Origin of the sequence: Shewanella sp. SW32 (assembly GCF_025653365.1) — a bacterium.
In the GTDB taxonomy this organism is placed as follows: domain Bacteria; phylum Pseudomonadota; class Gammaproteobacteria; order Enterobacterales; family Shewanellaceae; genus Shewanella; species Shewanella oncorhynchi.
On record NZ_JAKKSJ010000025.1, the window covers coordinates 15,417 to 32,056 of the forward strand.

The 16,640-nt window shown below is 46.0% G+C and carries 12 protein-coding genes; 5 read left to right on the forward strand and 7 right to left on the reverse strand.

Annotated elements, in window-relative coordinates:
• Positions 1-181: 181 nt before the first annotated feature.
• Positions 182-1,564 (reverse strand): Na+/H+ antiporter NhaC family protein, encoded by a 1,383-nt coding sequence (locus L5M28_RS15430; RefSeq protein WP_028759992.1) that lies wholly within the window; start codon positions 1,562-1,564, stop codon positions 182-184.
• A 754-nt stretch (positions 1,565-2,318) separates the two neighbouring features.
• Between L5M28_RS15430 and L5M28_RS15435 the strand changes: the two genes are divergently transcribed.
• From L5M28_RS15435 to L5M28_RS15445, 3 genes are all read left to right on the forward strand, one after another.
• A complete protein-coding gene (locus L5M28_RS15435) occupies positions 2,319-3,533 on the forward strand; it encodes a pyridoxal phosphate-dependent aminotransferase (RefSeq protein ID WP_131524175.1) in 1,215 nt (404 codons plus the stop codon).
• Between the two features lie 212 nt (positions 3,534-3,745).
• Complete coding sequence (gene yfbR, locus L5M28_RS15440; RefSeq protein ID WP_168825242.1) at positions 3,746-4,333, forward strand: 5'-deoxynucleotidase; 588 nt, start codon at positions 3,746-3,748, stop codon at positions 4,331-4,333.
• Positions 4,334-4,358: 25 nt separating this feature from the next.
• Positions 4,359-5,708: an anti-phage deoxyguanosine triphosphatase gene (locus L5M28_RS15445; protein ID WP_263203787.1), complete on the forward strand. Its 1,350-nt coding sequence runs from the start codon at positions 4,359-4,361 to the stop codon at positions 5,706-5,708.
• A gap of 186 nt (positions 5,709-5,894) precedes the next feature.
• Here L5M28_RS15445 and L5M28_RS15450 read toward each other — a convergent pair whose 3' ends face one another.
• Genes L5M28_RS15450 through zwf form a run of 4 tightly spaced genes read right to left on the reverse strand, consistent with a single transcriptional unit; the run spans position 5,895 to position 10,588 of the window.
• The gene (locus L5M28_RS15450) at positions 5,895-6,536 is read right to left on the reverse strand and encodes a bifunctional 4-hydroxy-2-oxoglutarate aldolase/2-dehydro-3-deoxy-phosphogluconate aldolase (RefSeq protein WP_028759995.1); all 642 of its coding nucleotides are present in this window, start codon (positions 6,534-6,536) and stop codon (positions 5,895-5,897) included.
• A gap of 20 nt (positions 6,537-6,556) precedes the next feature.
• A complete protein-coding gene (edd, locus tag L5M28_RS15455) occupies positions 6,557-8,383 on the reverse strand; it encodes a phosphogluconate dehydratase (protein ID WP_263182370.1) in 1,827 nt (608 codons plus the stop codon).
• Between the two features lie 24 nt (positions 8,384-8,407).
• Positions 8,408-9,106 (reverse strand): 6-phosphogluconolactonase, encoded by a 699-nt coding sequence (gene pgl, locus L5M28_RS15460; RefSeq protein WP_105252460.1) that lies wholly within the window; start codon positions 9,104-9,106, stop codon positions 8,408-8,410.
• 9 nt (positions 9,107-9,115) lie between these two features.
• Positions 9,116-10,588, reverse strand: coding sequence for a glucose-6-phosphate dehydrogenase (zwf, locus tag L5M28_RS15465; protein WP_028759998.1), 1,473 nt, complete (start codon positions 10,586-10,588; stop codon positions 9,116-9,118).
• A gap of 312 nt (positions 10,589-10,900) precedes the next feature.
• Here zwf and L5M28_RS15470 point away from each other — a divergent pair, with 312 nt between their 5' ends.
• Together L5M28_RS15470 and pyk are read left to right on the forward strand one after the other, a co-directional pair.
• A complete protein-coding gene (locus L5M28_RS15470) occupies positions 10,901-11,755 on the forward strand; it encodes a MurR/RpiR family transcriptional regulator (protein WP_006081563.1) in 855 nt (284 codons plus the stop codon).
• A 187-nt stretch (positions 11,756-11,942) separates the two neighbouring features.
• On the forward strand, positions 11,943-13,382 hold the full coding sequence (pyk, locus tag L5M28_RS15475) for a pyruvate kinase (protein ID WP_105252459.1): 1,440 nt from the start codon (positions 11,943-11,945) through the stop codon (positions 13,380-13,382).
• Positions 13,383-13,610: 228 nt separating this feature from the next.
• On the opposite strand, the gene L5M28_RS15480 is transcribed toward pyk, so the two are convergent.
• Positions 13,611-15,890 carry an acyl-CoA dehydrogenase gene (locus L5M28_RS15480; protein WP_263203788.1) on the reverse strand — a complete coding sequence of 760 codons (2,280 nt, stop codon included), beginning with the start codon at positions 15,888-15,890 and terminating at the stop codon, positions 13,611-13,613.
• 16 nt (positions 15,891-15,906) lie between these two features.
• Entirely contained in the window at positions 15,907-16,545 is a 639-nt protein-coding gene (locus tag L5M28_RS15485) for a TetR/AcrR family transcriptional regulator (RefSeq protein WP_028760001.1), read from the reverse strand.
• Positions 16,546-16,640: the final 95 nt, after the last annotated feature.

Genomic DNA, 16,640 nt, shown 5'->3' on the forward strand with positions numbered 1-16,640 from the left:
TTCCGTAAAATATAATTTGACATCAGTTGAAAATATTCATTTAACAGTGTAATCGTGTTTATCCTAGTTCAAGCCTCCTCACTCTTTACTCACCTTTTACTCATTCTAGCCGCCTAACCCCATTACGGCAGACATAAAAAAACCAGCCGTAGCTGGTTTCTTATATTAATCGTGACAGAAGTTATGCAATCACAATAAAGCCGATAAATGCTATTACTGCTGCGATAAGTGCATAAGGTAACTGAGTCACAGCATGGCTCACTAAGTTACAACCTGAGCCTTGGGCGGCCAATACGGTTGAATCTGAGTAGAAGCACGCTTGGCTACCAAATGATGATGCAGACAATAAGGCCCCAATGACTAATGGGATGTCCGCCCCAACCGCTTGCGCTAATGGCATCACGATAGGAATCGTCACGGCAAATATACCCCAGCTCGAACCTGTGGCAAATGCGAGTATAGCCATAGATAAGAACACTACCGCAGGCAGCAATTTAGGTGTCATAAACGGGCTTAATGATTCAATGACATACTGCGGCAGTAATAACTGATCGCACACATCCTTAAACACAAACGCCGCAATCACAGTGCTAATGGCTGGTAGCATGCTTTTAAAGCCATCGATCATTTGGTCCATCATCTCTGAAAATGGCATCAAACGCTGCACTGCATAATAAGGAATCGTGATAACTAAGGTCGCCAGCAAGCCTTTCCACACGTCGATATCAAAGTACACGGTAAAGGCAACTAACAAACCAATAGGCACTAAAAAGTTATGCAGTTTGCCCTGATTATCGGCGTGCTTAAATTCCTCTTCTATGGCTTTAACCGCATATTCATCCGAAGTTTGCACTTGGTCGAAATCCACTTGCGCTTCAGCGGGTTCACCTTGGGCAGCGCGCAGCTGCGCAGCCTTCATTGGACCAATGGCGGGCACAATACCTAATGCGACAAGTAGCACCATAGCCACAGCTAACCAAGCATAAAGCATGTAAGGAATAGCTTGCATATAAACTGCAATGCCTTGACCTTCGGCTGCCACACCGTTATCCACCAGTAATCCACCAAAAAATACTGCCCAAGTCGATAATGGCACTAACACGCACACGGGCGCGGCGGTGGAGTCCACGACATAGGCGAGCATTTCACGGGACACTTTAAATTTATCCGTTACACGCTTCATGGTTTCACCCACGGTCAACGCATTGAGATAGTCATCGATAAAAATCACGATCCCAAGGATAAATGTCATTAATAGGGAAGATTTAGGTCCTTTCGCCAATTTAAGTGCATTGCGGCCAAACGCTAATGCGCCGCCAGTTCGTACTAAAAGTGCGATGAGCGCACCAAAACCACCACACACCAGAATCAACCAACCTATGGTTTCATCGGCCATAACCTTCAATGACACACTAGCAAAATTGTTTAAGACTTGACTGGGATCGAGTAACAGGAAACCGGTTACCGCACCTATGATCAAAGATAAAATAGGACGGCGTAACCAAATAGCTAACACCAATACCACCAAAGGTGGAATGAGACTTAACGCTGTCGGTTCAGACATGCACTTAGGTCCTCTAAATAAATCGCCTAAAAGGCAAATGGTTTTAGAATAACGTCTGAAATCAACACGATTTAGAACGTCAACACAGCTGCTTCATGATGACTAACCCTGAAGATAAAACCCGCGAATTGCTTGCTATCTAAGGTGCCTTGCCAAAAACATCGCGCAGAAAATAAAGCGCATCGAATATTGAGTCAACTATAAATTTAACTTGATAGAAAATAAATTTATTTCCCGCGAGACAATTTTACATAACCGTATAATCTAGAAGACTTTTAACGCGATTGTAACTTAAACATTTATGATCTTCTTAGCTTAATAAGCATTCAATAAATATGCCTAATTATCACAAGATAAAATGCCGCTTGCATAAATTTACCTTATCAAAAATCTGTGATTAAAAATCAACCATTAAGTATCAGCTAAAATACATTTTCTTCTGTTACGATTAATATGGCTAATATAGAGAAATCAAATATGAGTCAGCTAATGAAAACGCATTTTCATCTTTCGAAATGAAAAAACATAAACAAGATTCCCCTACCAACCCAATAGATAAACAATCTTAAAATCATGCCAATGTCAGAACATAAAACTTGTGCAGATTTCTTTAATCGTCTGTTAAAGCATATTTAACTGAGGGATATTTATAAAAAAAGCGCAATTCTGTGCTTATCCCCCCTTTCATCTACAATGAAATTTCGTTATGGTGCGCTAACTTAAGCCAAAACTTTATGCATGTTCCGAGGTGTAAATGCGCCCTATCATCAAATCCAACAAGCTGGATACCGTTTGCTATGACATCCGCGGCCCAGTGCACAAGGAAGCCAGACGTTTAGAAGACGAGGGGCATCGAATCCTCAAACTCAACATTGGTAATCCGGCCCCCTTCGGTTTCGAAGCGCCTGAAGAAATTGTGCGCGATGTGATCCTCAATTTACCCAGTGCCCAAGGCTACTGTGAGTCAAAAGGATTATTCTCTGCCCGTAAGGCCATAGTGCAGCATTATCAAGCCCAAGGGATTTTTGGTGTCGATATCGAAGATATCTATATAGGTAACGGCGTTTCAGAACTCATTATGATGGCAATGCAAGGCCTGCTGAATACCGATGATGAGATCTTAATCCCCTCACCAGACTATCCCCTGTGGACAGCAGCGGCGAATCTCGCGGGCGGCAAGGCTGTGCATTATCGCTGCGATGAAGAAGCGGACTGGTTCCCCGATCTCAACGACATTAAAAGTAAAATTTCATCACGTACTCGCGGCATAGTGCTGATTAACCCGAACAACCCAACCGGAGCGGTATACAGCAGAGAATTACTGCTGCAAGTGGTTGAACTGTGTCGTCAACATGATCTGATCCTTTTTGCCGATGAAATTTACGATAAAATTTTATACGACGAAGCCAAGCATATTCCTGCTGCGGGTCTATCAGACGATATTTTAACTGTTACTTTTAACGGCTTATCAAAGGCTTATCGTGCAGCAGGATTTCGTGTTGGTTGGATGATGTTATCTGGCAATCTTAAGGCTGCTAAAAGTTACATCGAAGGCTTAGAAATGCTGTCCTCGATGCGCCTCTGTGCAAACGTGCCCAATCAACATGCAATTCAAACCGCGCTCGGCGGTTATCAGAGTATTAACGAGCTTATTTTGCCTAATGGCCGCCTCACAGTCCAAAGGGATGCCTGTTACGAATTGCTTAACCAAATTCCAGGTGTGAGCGTTAAAAAACCAAAGGGCGCACTCTATGCCTTCCCTAAACTGGATATGAAGAAATTCAACCTAAGGGATGATGAGCGTTTAGTGCTGGATTTACTCAGAGAAAAGAAAATCCTGTTGGTCCATGGCAGCGCCTTTAACTGGCCTGAGCCTGACCATTTGCGAGTGGTTTTCTTGCCCTATAAAGAAGATCTGAAAAAAGCATTTACCGAGTTTGGCGCCTTCCTCGAAAACTATCGGCAGTAAGTTTATCCTCAGTTAACAGTTTGAGTCATAAAGCGATCCTAGTGGTCGCTTTATTTTTAGCTATTTCTTTAAATCCTCCACGCTCATGCTCACGTGTCATCCAAGGCTGTGATAATCTAAGACTTCACTAGCGTCAATACTGCCTATTCACTCGTATCATGTCTTCCATTGCAGCTTGTCGCCTACCGATTTCACTCTTTAGCAGGAAAACTATGAGTCACTTATTTGCGCATTTAGCTCGCATGAAACTTATCCAACGCTGGCCTTTGATGTACAACGTTCGCACTGAAAATGTTCAAGAACACTCGCTGCAAGTTGCCATGGTGGCCCATGCACTGGTGATCATCAGTAATAAGAAATTCGGCACGACGCTCGATCCCCATCAAGCCACGAGTCTGGCGATTTTTCACGATGCCAGTGAAATTCTCACGGGTGACTTACCGACGCCGGTGAAATACTTCAATAAAGAAATTGAAGCCGAGTATAAAAAGATTGAGGCGATTGCCGAGCAGCGCATGTTAGATATGGTACCTGAGGAATTTAAAGAGGATTATCGCAGTCTGTTCATCAGCGATTACGCCGATCCCGTTTACAAGACCATAGTGAAATCGGCTGATACTCTGTGTGCCTATCTTAAATGCCTTGAGGAAAACCGCGCTGGCAACAGTGAATTCAATACCGCCCGTAAGCGTCTCGAAGACATGCTGTCGACGAATCCTGATCCCTCAGTACAGTATTTTATGAGCTGCTTTGTACCCAGTTTCACTTTGAATTTAGACGAAATTAACAAGATGCTTTGATTTTCCACTCTCGCTAGGAATGCATATGACTTCAAGTGTTTGGCAAGAACGCCGTCATGGTGAAGATAAACAACGGCGTAACGATCACCGCAGCCCTTACCAAAGAGATAGGGCGCGTATTCTCCACTCGGCCGCCTTTCGCCGCCTCCAGGCCAAAACGCAAGTGCTCGGCGTTGGCATGAATGACTTCTATCGCACCCGATTAACCCACTCACTCGAAGTCTCGCAAATTGGCACCGGCATAGCCGCGCAGCTCAGACGTAAATATCCACAACATAAACAGCTGCTTTGCTCTATGAGCTTATTAGAGTCCTTATGTTTAGCCCACGATATTGGTCATCCTCCCTTCGGCCATGGCGGCGAAGTCGCATTGAATTACATGATGCGCGACCACGGCGGTTTTGAAGGTAACGGCCAAACTTTTCGAATTCTCTCTAAGCTTGAGCCCTACACCTTAGATTTTGGGATGAACTTGTGTCGGCGTACCATGCTCGGGATTTTAAAATACCCCGCGCCGCACTCGAAGCTGTTTGTCGCGGGTGAACATAATGAAATCACCAACCATAGACAGCTCAAGCCGTCACAATGGCCGCCGGTTAAGGGCACTTTCGACGATGATAACGACATCTTCGCTTGGGTGCTTGAGCCTTTGTCTGAGGCAGATAGCCGTCGTTTTACATCGACTCAGCAAGGTTCACACCCCGCCCTCCACCACTATCCGCATCTGCGAACCCAGTTTAAATCCTTCGATTGCTCGATTATGGAACTGGCTGATGACATCGCCTATGCGGTGCACGATCTCGAAGATGCGATTGTGATGGGCATAGTCACAGCGTCCCAGTGGCATCAAGATGTGGCGCCGACACTGACCAACAGCAGTGATGCGTGGATCAAACAAGAGCTGGCAGATATTGGCAACAAGCTGTTTTCCCATGAGCATCACCTGCGTAAAGATGCCATAGGCACACTCGTTAATGGCTTTGTCACCGCTATTGTTATCTCAGAAGATGACGTGTTCGAAGAGCCATTATTGCGCTTTAATGCGACGTTAGAGCCAGAATTTGCCATTGCGCTCAATGTGCTCAAGCAACTGGTTTATAAATACGTGATCCGTAAACCTGAGATCCAAATGCTCGAATATAAAGGCCAGCAAATTGTGATGGGTTTATTCGAAGCCTTCGCTTCCGATCCAGAGCGTTTACTGCCACTGAACACCCAAGAGCGCTGGCGCGAAAGTGAGCAACAAGGTTTAAACAGTCACAGAGTGTTGGCGGACTATATTTCGGGAATGACCGATGAGTTTGCAGGCAGACTGTATCAACAGCTATTTAGCCCCAAAGCGGGCTCGAATGTGGAGCTGAGTAAGGAAATGTAGGCAAGCGATCATTTCGCAGCCCGGCTTTCTATAAAGCCAGACTGTTTGTAAATGCTCGTGTTACTGTAAAAACCCGACTTTCTACAGAGTCAGCTATCACAGCCGTTCTTTATCAAAATGCGAAAGATAAAAGACAAAAAACCACCTCGCGGTGGTTTTTTATTTTGTCACTATTTCAAACTCGATTTATAAAGCGCCAATGGCATCTTTACAAAGTTGAGTGATACGATCCCAATCGCCGTGTTCCATTGCATCCGTTGGCGCAATCCAACTACCACCAATACAATCGACGTTTTTCAGCGCTAAATAATCTTTATAGCTGCTTGGCGTAATGCCACCTGTTGGGCAGAAGCGAATATCCGCTAGCGGACCCGAGAAGGCTTTAAGGGCATCGACACCACCCGAAGCTTCAGCTGGGAAGAATTTAAAGTGGGTGTAACCGAGCGCCATCCCCGTCATCACTTCTGAAATGCTCGCAACCCCTGGAATTAAAGGGATTGGACCATGCATACCCGCTTTGAGCAGTTCAACCGTCGCGCCTGGGGTAATAATAAACTGCGCACCCGCGGCAATCGCAAGATCAAGCTGAGCTTCGTTTAGGATAGTCCCTGCGCCCACTAAGGCCTCAGGCACTTCTTTAGCGATTTTAGTGATAGCTTCGAGTGCACAAGGCGTACGCAAAGTCACTTCTAACACGCTAATGCCGCCGGCAACCAGTGCTCGCGCTAATGGCACCGCATGTTCAATCTTGTTAATCACCATAACAGGAACAATAGGGCTGCGTTTAAAAATATCTTGTGGCTGTAGTGACCAGTTATTCTCAAGCATTGCGTTATTCTTCCTTTGTATTAATAAAGTTCATCGATGGCATTAGTACAACGCGCACCAGTTTCTGGACTACTTAGATTTGAACGTAGCGCACTAAATAACTCGCGGCCCATGCCATAACGTGAGCGATGTAAATCCACTATTCCCGCGGCTCTGGTGGCAAGTTCAGCTTCAGAGACAAGCAGGCTCAGTTCGCCTGTTAACGCATCGACACGGATCAAGTCGCCATCTTGGACTTTGGCAATTAAACCGCCATCTAAGGCTTCTGGCGTTAAATGAATGGCCGCAGGGACTTTACCCGACGCACCAGACATGCGACCGTCGGTCAGCAGCGCGACTTTAAAGCCTTTGTCCTGAAGCGTTCCCAATAATGGGGTTAACTTGTGCAGTTCTGGCATACCGTTAGCTTTCGGGCCTTGACCTTTAACCACCACAACACAATCTCTATCCAAAGCACCGGCTTGGAACAAGGCATCGAGTTTGTTTTGATCGTCAATCACCACTGCGGGCGCTTCAACGACACGATGTTGTTCTTGTACTGCTGACACTTTGATCACAGCGCGGCCTAAGTTACCTTTGAGTAATTTTAAGCCACCGTTGCCTTGGAAAGGTGATGCGACTGACGTTAACACTTCAGTATCTAAGCTAGTCGTTGGACCATCGACCCAGCGCAGTTCACCGTCGAGCAGCCTTGGCTCTTGGGTATAACGGCGTAAACCAAAACCCGCAACGGTATCCACATCTTCATGCAATAGCCCCGCATCGAGCAATTCTTTGATTAAGTACGCCATGCCACCGGCTGCATGGAAATGATTAATATCGGCATGACCGTTTGGATACACGCGCGCCACTAATGGTACAGCATCGGATAATTCAGAAAAATCATCCCAGTTCACAATAATACCGGCAGCACGAGCCGCGGCGACAATGTGCATCGTCAAGTTAGTAGAACCGCCAGTAGCCAAAAGTGCCACAATGCCGTTAACCACAGATTTTTCGCTGACCACTTCACCGATTGGGGTATATTGGGTGCCCATTTCGGTTAAACGACACACTTGCTTAGCTGCCATCTTATTTAACGCTTCGCGCAGTGGATCATCAGGATTCACAAATGACGAGCCAGGTAACTGCAGGCCCATCACTTCAAGCATCAACTGATTCGAGTTTGCCGTGCCGTAGAAAGTACAGGTTCCTGCACTGTGGTAAGACTGGGCTTCAGCTTCTAACAGTTGCGCGCGATCCACTTTACCTTGGGCAAATTGCTGACGAATACGGGCTTTTTCTTTGTTCGGGATACCTGATTTCATCGGCCCAGCAGGCACGAATAACATAGGCAAGTGACCAAAGCTTAAGGCGCCGATAAGCAAACCTGGTACGATTTTATCGCAAATGCCGAGCAGTAAAGCGCCATCAAACATGTTGTGAGACAAGCCCACAGCCGTTGCCATCGCAATCACTTCACGACTCAGTAAGCTCAATTCCATACCGGGTTGACCTTGAGTCACACCGTCACACATGGCCGGAACACCGCCCGCCACTTGTGCAACACTGCCGACTTCCTGACAGGCTTTTTTAAGCAATTCAGGATAGCTTTCATAGGGTTGGTGCGCAGATAACATATCGTTAAATGCCGTCACTATGCCGATGTTCGCCTTATTCAATTGACGCAATGCATTTTTGTCGTCTGGATTACAGGCGGCAAAACCATGGGCTAAGTTGCCACAGCTCAATGAGCTACGGTGTACACCATGGTTACGAGCATCATTCAATGCGGCGAGATAACCTTCACGTGACGCTTTGCTACGGGCAATAATTCTGTCGGTAACAGCTTGAACTACTGAGTGTATTTCTACTGAGTGCATAGTGACTCCTTAAGCGCTCCAGAACACATCAACGGGCGTTTTACGCTGCGCTAATACGGCTCTGATAGGCATAGCATGGACATCATCACTTTCTAACGCTTGACGATATACGGATAATTTCTGTTCCCCGACCAAGTGCAGATAAATTTGTCTGCTGTTCAGAATCGCACTCTTAGAGAGCGTAATTCTACCATGGGGCGCTGTGGTGGGGTTCGTCGCCACACACAGGGCTTGGGTTGTGAGCGCATTTTCAAGCTCAGCACTGCAGGGAAACCAAGAGCAGGTATGACCATCGTTACCCATGCCTAACACCACCACATCAAAAGGACGTGGGAAGTTAGACAAGGACTCGGCGGCCATATCGGCGCCCGCTTCTGCGGTCGAAAACATGTTTTTTAAACCGCGGAATTTGGCATTCGCCGCACGGTTTTGTAATAAATGTTCACGCACGAGACGCTCATTAGATGCATCGGCGTCGGCTTCAACCCAGCGCTCATCGGCAAGCGTGATATAAACATCACTCCAATCGATGGATTTCATGCTCAATAGTTGAAATAACTTAAGCGGCGTCGAACCACCGGAAACCACTAAGCTCGCTTTTCCGCGGGCATCGACGGCTTCCTGCAACTGGCTCGCAATTCTATTCGCAAGCTGTTGTTCTAACGCACTTGGCGTATCGAAAGATTTGAATACGGTTTCTTTAATCATCAAAGTCTCCTACTCGTCCCACGAACGGCCATCTTTGGTGATCAAAGCAACTGACGCAACTGGACCCCAAGTACCCGCAGGATAAGGTTTTGGTTTTTCGTTGCTTTGTTCCCACGATTGGATAATGCCATCCACCCAAGTCCATGCCTGCTCGACTTCGTCGCGGCGCACGAACAGCGCTTGATTACCGAGCATAGCTTCGAGTAATAGACGCTCATAGGCATCGGCGATGCGTTCATTTTTAAAGGTATCGGAGAAGCTCAAATCGAGTTTAGTGGTTTGTAGACGTTGTTTCTGCTCCAAACCTGGCACTTTGTTCATCATCTGGATTTCAACCCCTTCATGGGGCTGCAGACGGATCGTCAGCTTGTTCGGTGGCAGATTTCGGTAGCTTGAGCGATATAAGTTATGCGGTGGGTTTTTGAAATACACCACAATTTCAGAGCTCTTAAACGGCATACGTTTACCGCTACGTAAATAGAAAGGCACGCCCGCCCAACGCCAGTTGTCGATATCCACACGAATAGCCACGAAGGTTTCTGTGTGTGATTGAAGGTTGGCGCCTTCTTCTTCTAAATAACCCGGTACTGGACTGCCCTTTAAGAAGCCTGCGCTGTACTGACCGCGTACGGTATTTTCATACACATTGTCAGAATTAATCGGACGCAGTGATTTGAGCACTTTAACTTTTTCATCACGGATACTGTCAGCGTCTAAGTTAACAGGTGGGTCCATGGCAACGAGTGTTAACACTTGTAGCAAATGGTTTTGGATCATGTCGCGCATCTGACCCGCTTTGTCGAAGTAACCCCAACGGCCTTCGATACCCACTTCTTCTGCTACTGTGATCTGGACGTGGTCAATCGTACGGTTGTCCCACTTAGAGGCAAATAAAGAGTTGGCAAAACGCAGGGCAATCAAGTTCTGTACGGTTTCTTTACCTAAGTAATGGTCGATACGGTAAACCTGACGTTCTTTGAAGTAAGCGGAAACTTGGTCATTGATAACACGAGAAGAGTCTAAATCTGAGCCGATGGGCTTTTCGAGCACCACGCGTGAATCTGGGTGGATAAGATCTTGTTCATGCAAACAACGGCAAATGTCGCCGAATATTGCAGGTGGCGTAGCAAAGTAACTGACCATAACGCGCTCTTCTGGTTTGAGCAGATCATGGAAGGCACTGTAGCCCGCTGAATCGGTAAAGTTAGTGCCAATATAGTGGCAGCGGGACAGGAAACGTTGGAGAGTCTCTTCGCACAAAGGCTCTTTCACGAAGGTGTTTAATGCAAGCGTGACTAATTCGATAAACTCATCTTGAGTAAACTCGTCTTTCGCGACACCGATCACTTTCGTATCTTTATCGAGAAGTTCAGCTTTATCTAGCTGGTATAAAGAAGGTAACAACTTGCGTCGTGCCAAATCGCCTTTAGTACCAAAGAGTACGAAGTCACAAGCTTTGGCGCCTGATGTTGTTTTGCCCATTGCGTTACGATCTCCTTTGTATGTCGTGTCCCTTCATGTCGATGAAGAAATCCACACTTTTGTTGTAATATAACAACAGAATTTGTTAAATGCATCTATTTTTATAAATATTAACATTCTAGCTAACTAGTCACTTGCTGCATAAATCTGATATGCTTTTTGTGCTTAAATTACTGAAGGTAGTAAAGTCTTATTTCAAAATTGTACTGAAAAGTTACTACATAGAGTCTATTAGTGGGCCGCCAGTCTTGATCTGCTCCCACGAAATAAAAATAAATAAAATTACATTCTCAATTTAGCGGACATACGCGTATGAATACCCTAGAAAAGGTTCAAAAAAGCCTCACCCATTTTAGTAAATCAGAACGCAAAGTTGCAGAGGTGATCTTAGCATCACCACAGACAGCTATACATTCTAGCATCGCCACACTGGCTAAGATGGCAGATGTCAGTGAACCTACTGTGAATCGTTTCTGCCGCCGCTTAGATACTAAAGGTTTCCCTGATTTTAAGTTACATCTAGCGCAAAGTCTTGCGAACGGTACACCTTATGTGAGCCGCCACGTTGAAGAAGATGATTCAACTGAGTCTTACACGACAAAAATATTCGAATCTTCAATGGCTTCGCTCGATACCGCACGTCAAAGCCTAGACATTTCAGCCATTAATAAAGCCGTTGATATTCTCACTCAAGCTAAGACTATTTCCTTTTTTGGCCTAGGCGCATCCGCTTCAGTTGCCCATGACGCGCAAAATAAATTCTTCCGCTTTAATGTCCCTGTCATCTGTTTTGACGATGTTCTAATGCAACGCATGAGCTGTATCAACAGTAATGAGGGCGATGTGGTGGTATTGATTTCCCACACTGGCCGTACTAAGTCATTGATTGAAATCGCGCGTTTAGCGAGAGAAAATGGTGCAGCTGTGATTGGTATTACCGCCCGCAACTCGCCTTTGTCAATGGAATGTACACTGCCCGTGACAATGGAAGTGCCAGAAGATACAGACATGTATTTACCTATGGCCTCGCGTTTAGCCCAATTAGTCACTATAGATGTATTGGCAACGGGTTTTACCTTACGTAGAGGCCCACGTTTCCGCGATAATTTGAAACGAGTGAAAGAAGTGTTAAAAGAGTCTCGCATCAATAAAGATCCGATACTGTAACTCACTTCCTTTTCTAAAAATGGCTAGTGTTGATCCTTAACCTAGCCATTTATCGTGCAAATATCAGCGATACCTCACAATTTTCATACATAACTTTAGATCAATTTGATTGTAACTTTACTACAAAATTTGGAATTGCATGGTAATATAGTCCCAAGATTTTTTTTAACTTTAACGGAGTATCCTTATGTTCCGCAGAACCAAAATCGTCACCACTCTAGGTCCCGCTACCGATCGTGATGATAATCTACGCCGCATCATCGCGGCAGGTGCAAACGTTGTACGTCTTAATTTCTCCCACGGTTCCCCAGAAGATCACTTAAAACGAGCAACTCAAGCGCGCGAAATCGCTAAAGAGTTAGGCGTTCATGTGGCCATTCTTGGTGACTTACAAGGCCCTAAAATCCGCGTTTCTACTTTCAAAGACAATAAGAAAGTACAACTCGTATTAGGTCAAGCCTATGTACTTGATGCCGAGTTAGCCAAAGGTGAAGGCGACGAGACCCAAGTGGGTATCGATTACAAGCAATTGCCAGACGATGTGACTGTTGGCGATATCCTGATGTTAGATGATGGCCGTGTTCAATTACGCGTTGAGCGTGTTGAAGGCCGTAAAGTGCATACCACAGTGACTGTGGCAGGCCCTTTATCTAACAACAAAGGTATTAACAAACAAGGCGGCGGACTTTCTGCTGCTGCGCTGACCGAAAAAGACAAGGCTGACATTTTGACTGCGGCAATGATCCAAGTGGATTATTTAGCCGTGTCTTTCCCGCGCAGTGGTGCTGATTTAGATTACGCCCGTGATCTTGCCCGTCAAGCCGGTTGCAATGCCTTGATCGTGGCTAAAGTAGAACGTGCTGAAGCGGTTGCGACCGATGCGGCTATGGACGATGTGATCTTAGCGTCTGACGTGGTTATGGTTGCCCGTGGTGACTTAGGTGTTGAAATTGGTGATGCTGCACTCGTTGCAGTGCAGAAGAAGTTAATCGCCCGCTCACGCCAACTGAATAAAGTCGTCATCACTGCCACTCAGATGATGGAATCGATGATTTCAAGCCCAATGCCAACCCGCGCCGAAGTGATGGACGTGGCGAACGCTGTGCTTGATGGTACCGATGCTGTGATGTTATCTGCTGAAACTGCTGCCGGTGACTTCCCAGAAGAAACCGTTAAGGCAATGGCAAACGTGTGTGTTGGCGCTGAATCTCACCCAAGTGTGATTGTGTCTAAGCATAGATTAGATGTGCGTTTCACTTCAGTTGAAGAAACCATTGCGCTATCAACTATGTATGCAGCAAACCACCTAGAAGGCGTTAAGGCGATTATCGCTCTGACTGAATCAGGTGCAACACCACAGTTGATGTCTCGTATCAGTTCTTCACTGCCAATCCTGGGTTTATCACGTCACGCAACAACCCTAGCCAAAATGGCCTTGTACCGCGGCGTGTTGCCAATCTACTTCGATTCAACTATCCACCCAGCCGATGAGCTAGCGCAAAAAGCGTTAGAAGCATTAACAGCGGCAGGTTATTTGAATAGCGGTGATATGGTGCTGATGACCAAAGGCGATGCAATGGAAACCATCGGCGGCACTAACACCTGTAAAGTGTTGATCGTAGCTTAAGTAGCTTAAGCTTCCTCTAACAACTCAAGCTCGTTAGAAAACAGCCAATAAAAAACCACCTCATGAAGGTGGTTTTTTTATATTGACTGTTTTCTGTAAGTGCTGATTTATGTTGATGAAAATTTGCCAGACTCTCATTGCTGAGGGAAATCCAAGCTGCCCAAGCGACGTAACCATCTAGACCAAACTGCACTAACATTAAACGCTAACATCAAACACTAGCAATCACTATAACGCTTCGAAATCATTCACATTAATTGCCGCTAAGCGCAGCTTATCAGCATGCTGTAACTTTTGTTCTTCGTCGGCAGTGATAACGCCAGTCTCGAGTGCTTTTGCAAACAAGACTTGATTAGGCACTTTTGCTGGCAACTCACCGGCACGCTGCGCTTTCTTCAGTTTTTTATAGATATCTTTACAGGCATATTGCGCGATAAATGCTTGCTCAACTTCAGCAATACCGCCCTTATCCCCTTCAAATTCAGGACATAAGAAAGTAATACGTTCACGAGCTGGGCCAGGCTTCAACATACCGCTAACTAAATCGGTCGCCATTTTGTCGCTCGGTGCAGTGAAGTGATTACCCAGCGGGAAGATTAAGCCACGCAGTAACCATGCCACAGGACGGCTTGGAAAGTTACGAATCGTGTCTTCCAACGCTTTAGCCGCCAAGTGCAAACGATTGGCCATTACATAACGTACCGCAGGCAAATCGTCCTGTTGACGGCCATTATCTTCAAACAACTTCAAGGTTGCTGAGCCTAAATATAACTGGCTGAGCACATCACCCATACGTGCTGAGAGCATTTCTTTGCGTTTTAAATCGCCGCCCATGATCAGCATTGATAAATCTGTCATTAAGGCTAATGCAGACGAAATACGCGACATATCTTTATAGTACTGCTTAGTTTCACCGCTCACTGGCGCACTGCCAAAACGGCTACCGCTTAACGCGCTAAACAAAGCACTGAAAGCATTACGCGTGGCATAACCCATGTGACCCATTAATAACGCATCAAAACGCTCTAAGGCTTCATGTTGGTTTTCCATCGCTGCGGCTTCCATTTCGGCAAGTACGTAAGGATGGCAGCGAGTCGCACCTTGACCAAAAATCATCAATGAGCGGGTTAGAATATTCGCGCCTTCCACAGTGATCGAAATTGGATTCGACATATAAGGGTGGCCTAAATAGTTTTTAGGTCCTAATTGAATGCCCTTACCCGATTGAATATCCATGGCATCATTCATCACTGAACGGCCTAATTCAGTCATGTGGTACTTAGCTATCGCGGTCACGACCGAAGGTTTGACTTTTAGATCGATACCCGTGGTTGTTAAACGACGCGCAGCTTCTAACTGATAAGTGTTGGCAATAATACGCGCCAGCGCTTCTTGCACCCCTTCAAACTGACCAATTGCCATACCAAACTGGTGACGCACGTAGCTGTAAGCCGTTGTCGTCTTAGTCGCCATGTGACCAGAAGCCGTTGCCAATGCTGGCAATGAAATACCGCGGCCCGCTGACAAACACTCAACCAGCATACGCCAGCCTTTACCTGCAAACTCAGGGCCACCGATAATCCAATCGAGCGGGATAAACACTTCTTTACCTTGAGTAGTACCGTTCATAAACGCCATACCCAGCGGATTATGACGACGACCAATCACCACACCAGGATGATCCGTTGGGATCAACGCACAGGTAATGCCTAAGTTTTTCTTATCGCCAAGCAGACCTTCAGGATCGCGCATTTGGAACGCTAACCCCAGAACTGTTGCTACAGGAGCCAGCGTGATATAACGCTTATCCCATGTAAGTTTAAGCCCAAGCATTTCTTCGCCGTTGAAAATATCACGACACACAATACCTACATCGGGGATAGCGCCGGCATCACTGCCCGCTTCTGGACCAGTTAATGCAAAACAAGGAATTTCATCGCCTTTAGCTAAAGCAGGTAACCAGCGTTCTTTCTGCTCGCTCGTACCATAGTGGGTCAGCAACTCACCAGGGCCTAAAGAGTTCGGCACCATTACTGTAACAGCAGCGCTTACGCTGCGGCTGGCTAATTTGCTGACAATGGTCGAGTTTGCATAGGCAGAGAAAGCTTTACCACCAAATTTCTTCGGAATGATCAGTGCGAAGAAACCTTCTTTCTTAAAGTATTCCCACAGCTCTGGCGGTAAATCCTTGCGGTTATGCACTATGTCGAAATCATCGATCATCGTCAGTGCTGTCATCACTTGATTATCAATAAAGTCTTTTTCTTCTGCAGTTAGCGTGGGTTTGCCATAGCTATGCAAGGTATTCCAGTTAGGATTTCCGCGAAATAACTCCCCTTCCCACCAAACATCACCCGCTTCCATCGCTTCACGCTCTGTATCGGAAAGTGGCGGCAAGACCTTCTTGAAAAAACTAAAAACTGGGCGGGTAATAAACTGCATCCGGATATTTTTCACCGCAAACAACACGACAATGGCTATCAGGGCAAGAATTATAATCGTCAACATTATCAAGACCTTTTAATTAAGAAGAAACGGGGACTGATACGCCAGCCGCCATGTAGGGGATCACTTTACGGATCACGGCTTCGATGTCGTTATGCTCACCAAACTCAGCAGCAGCAATGTCATTTAGGGCATCAGCGGACGCCATAGTGAACACGATAGTGCCTAAGGTAAAGTGTAAGCGCCAAAACATTTCAGCGGGTGGAATATGTGGCGCACTGGCCGAAACGGCTTTAACAAAAGCATCCAGATGCTGGCCGTAATGGGTCGTGATAAACCAACGTAAATGCCCTTGGCTTTCGATATAGCCACGGCCTAAAAGCTGCAGGAAGATCGTGGTGCCTTCGGTACGTAGCGCGTTTAAATCCAATAAAGGATCGACCAAAGAAGACAGGATCTCTTCGAGTGTTGCTTGTGCTGGAGCGGCATTTAAACGATGAATTTGGCTTGAAGCGGCAGGCATAAACACGTCTAAATAGCGGGCTAACACTGCACGGATAAGCTCTTTTTTAGAACCAAAGTGATAATTGACCGATGCTAAATTCACCTCAGCTTTGCTGGTAATGAGTCGCAAAGAGGTCTCAGAAAAGCCCCGTTCGGCGAACAGTTTTTCTGCGGCATCAAGTATTCTAGTTTTTGTATCGGATCGACTTGCCATTCCGTGACCTTGAATTAATTTAAAACACTCGTTTAAATTAAACATTGGCACCACGGATGTCAAACTAAAATTGGACAAATTCACCGCTTTCTAGT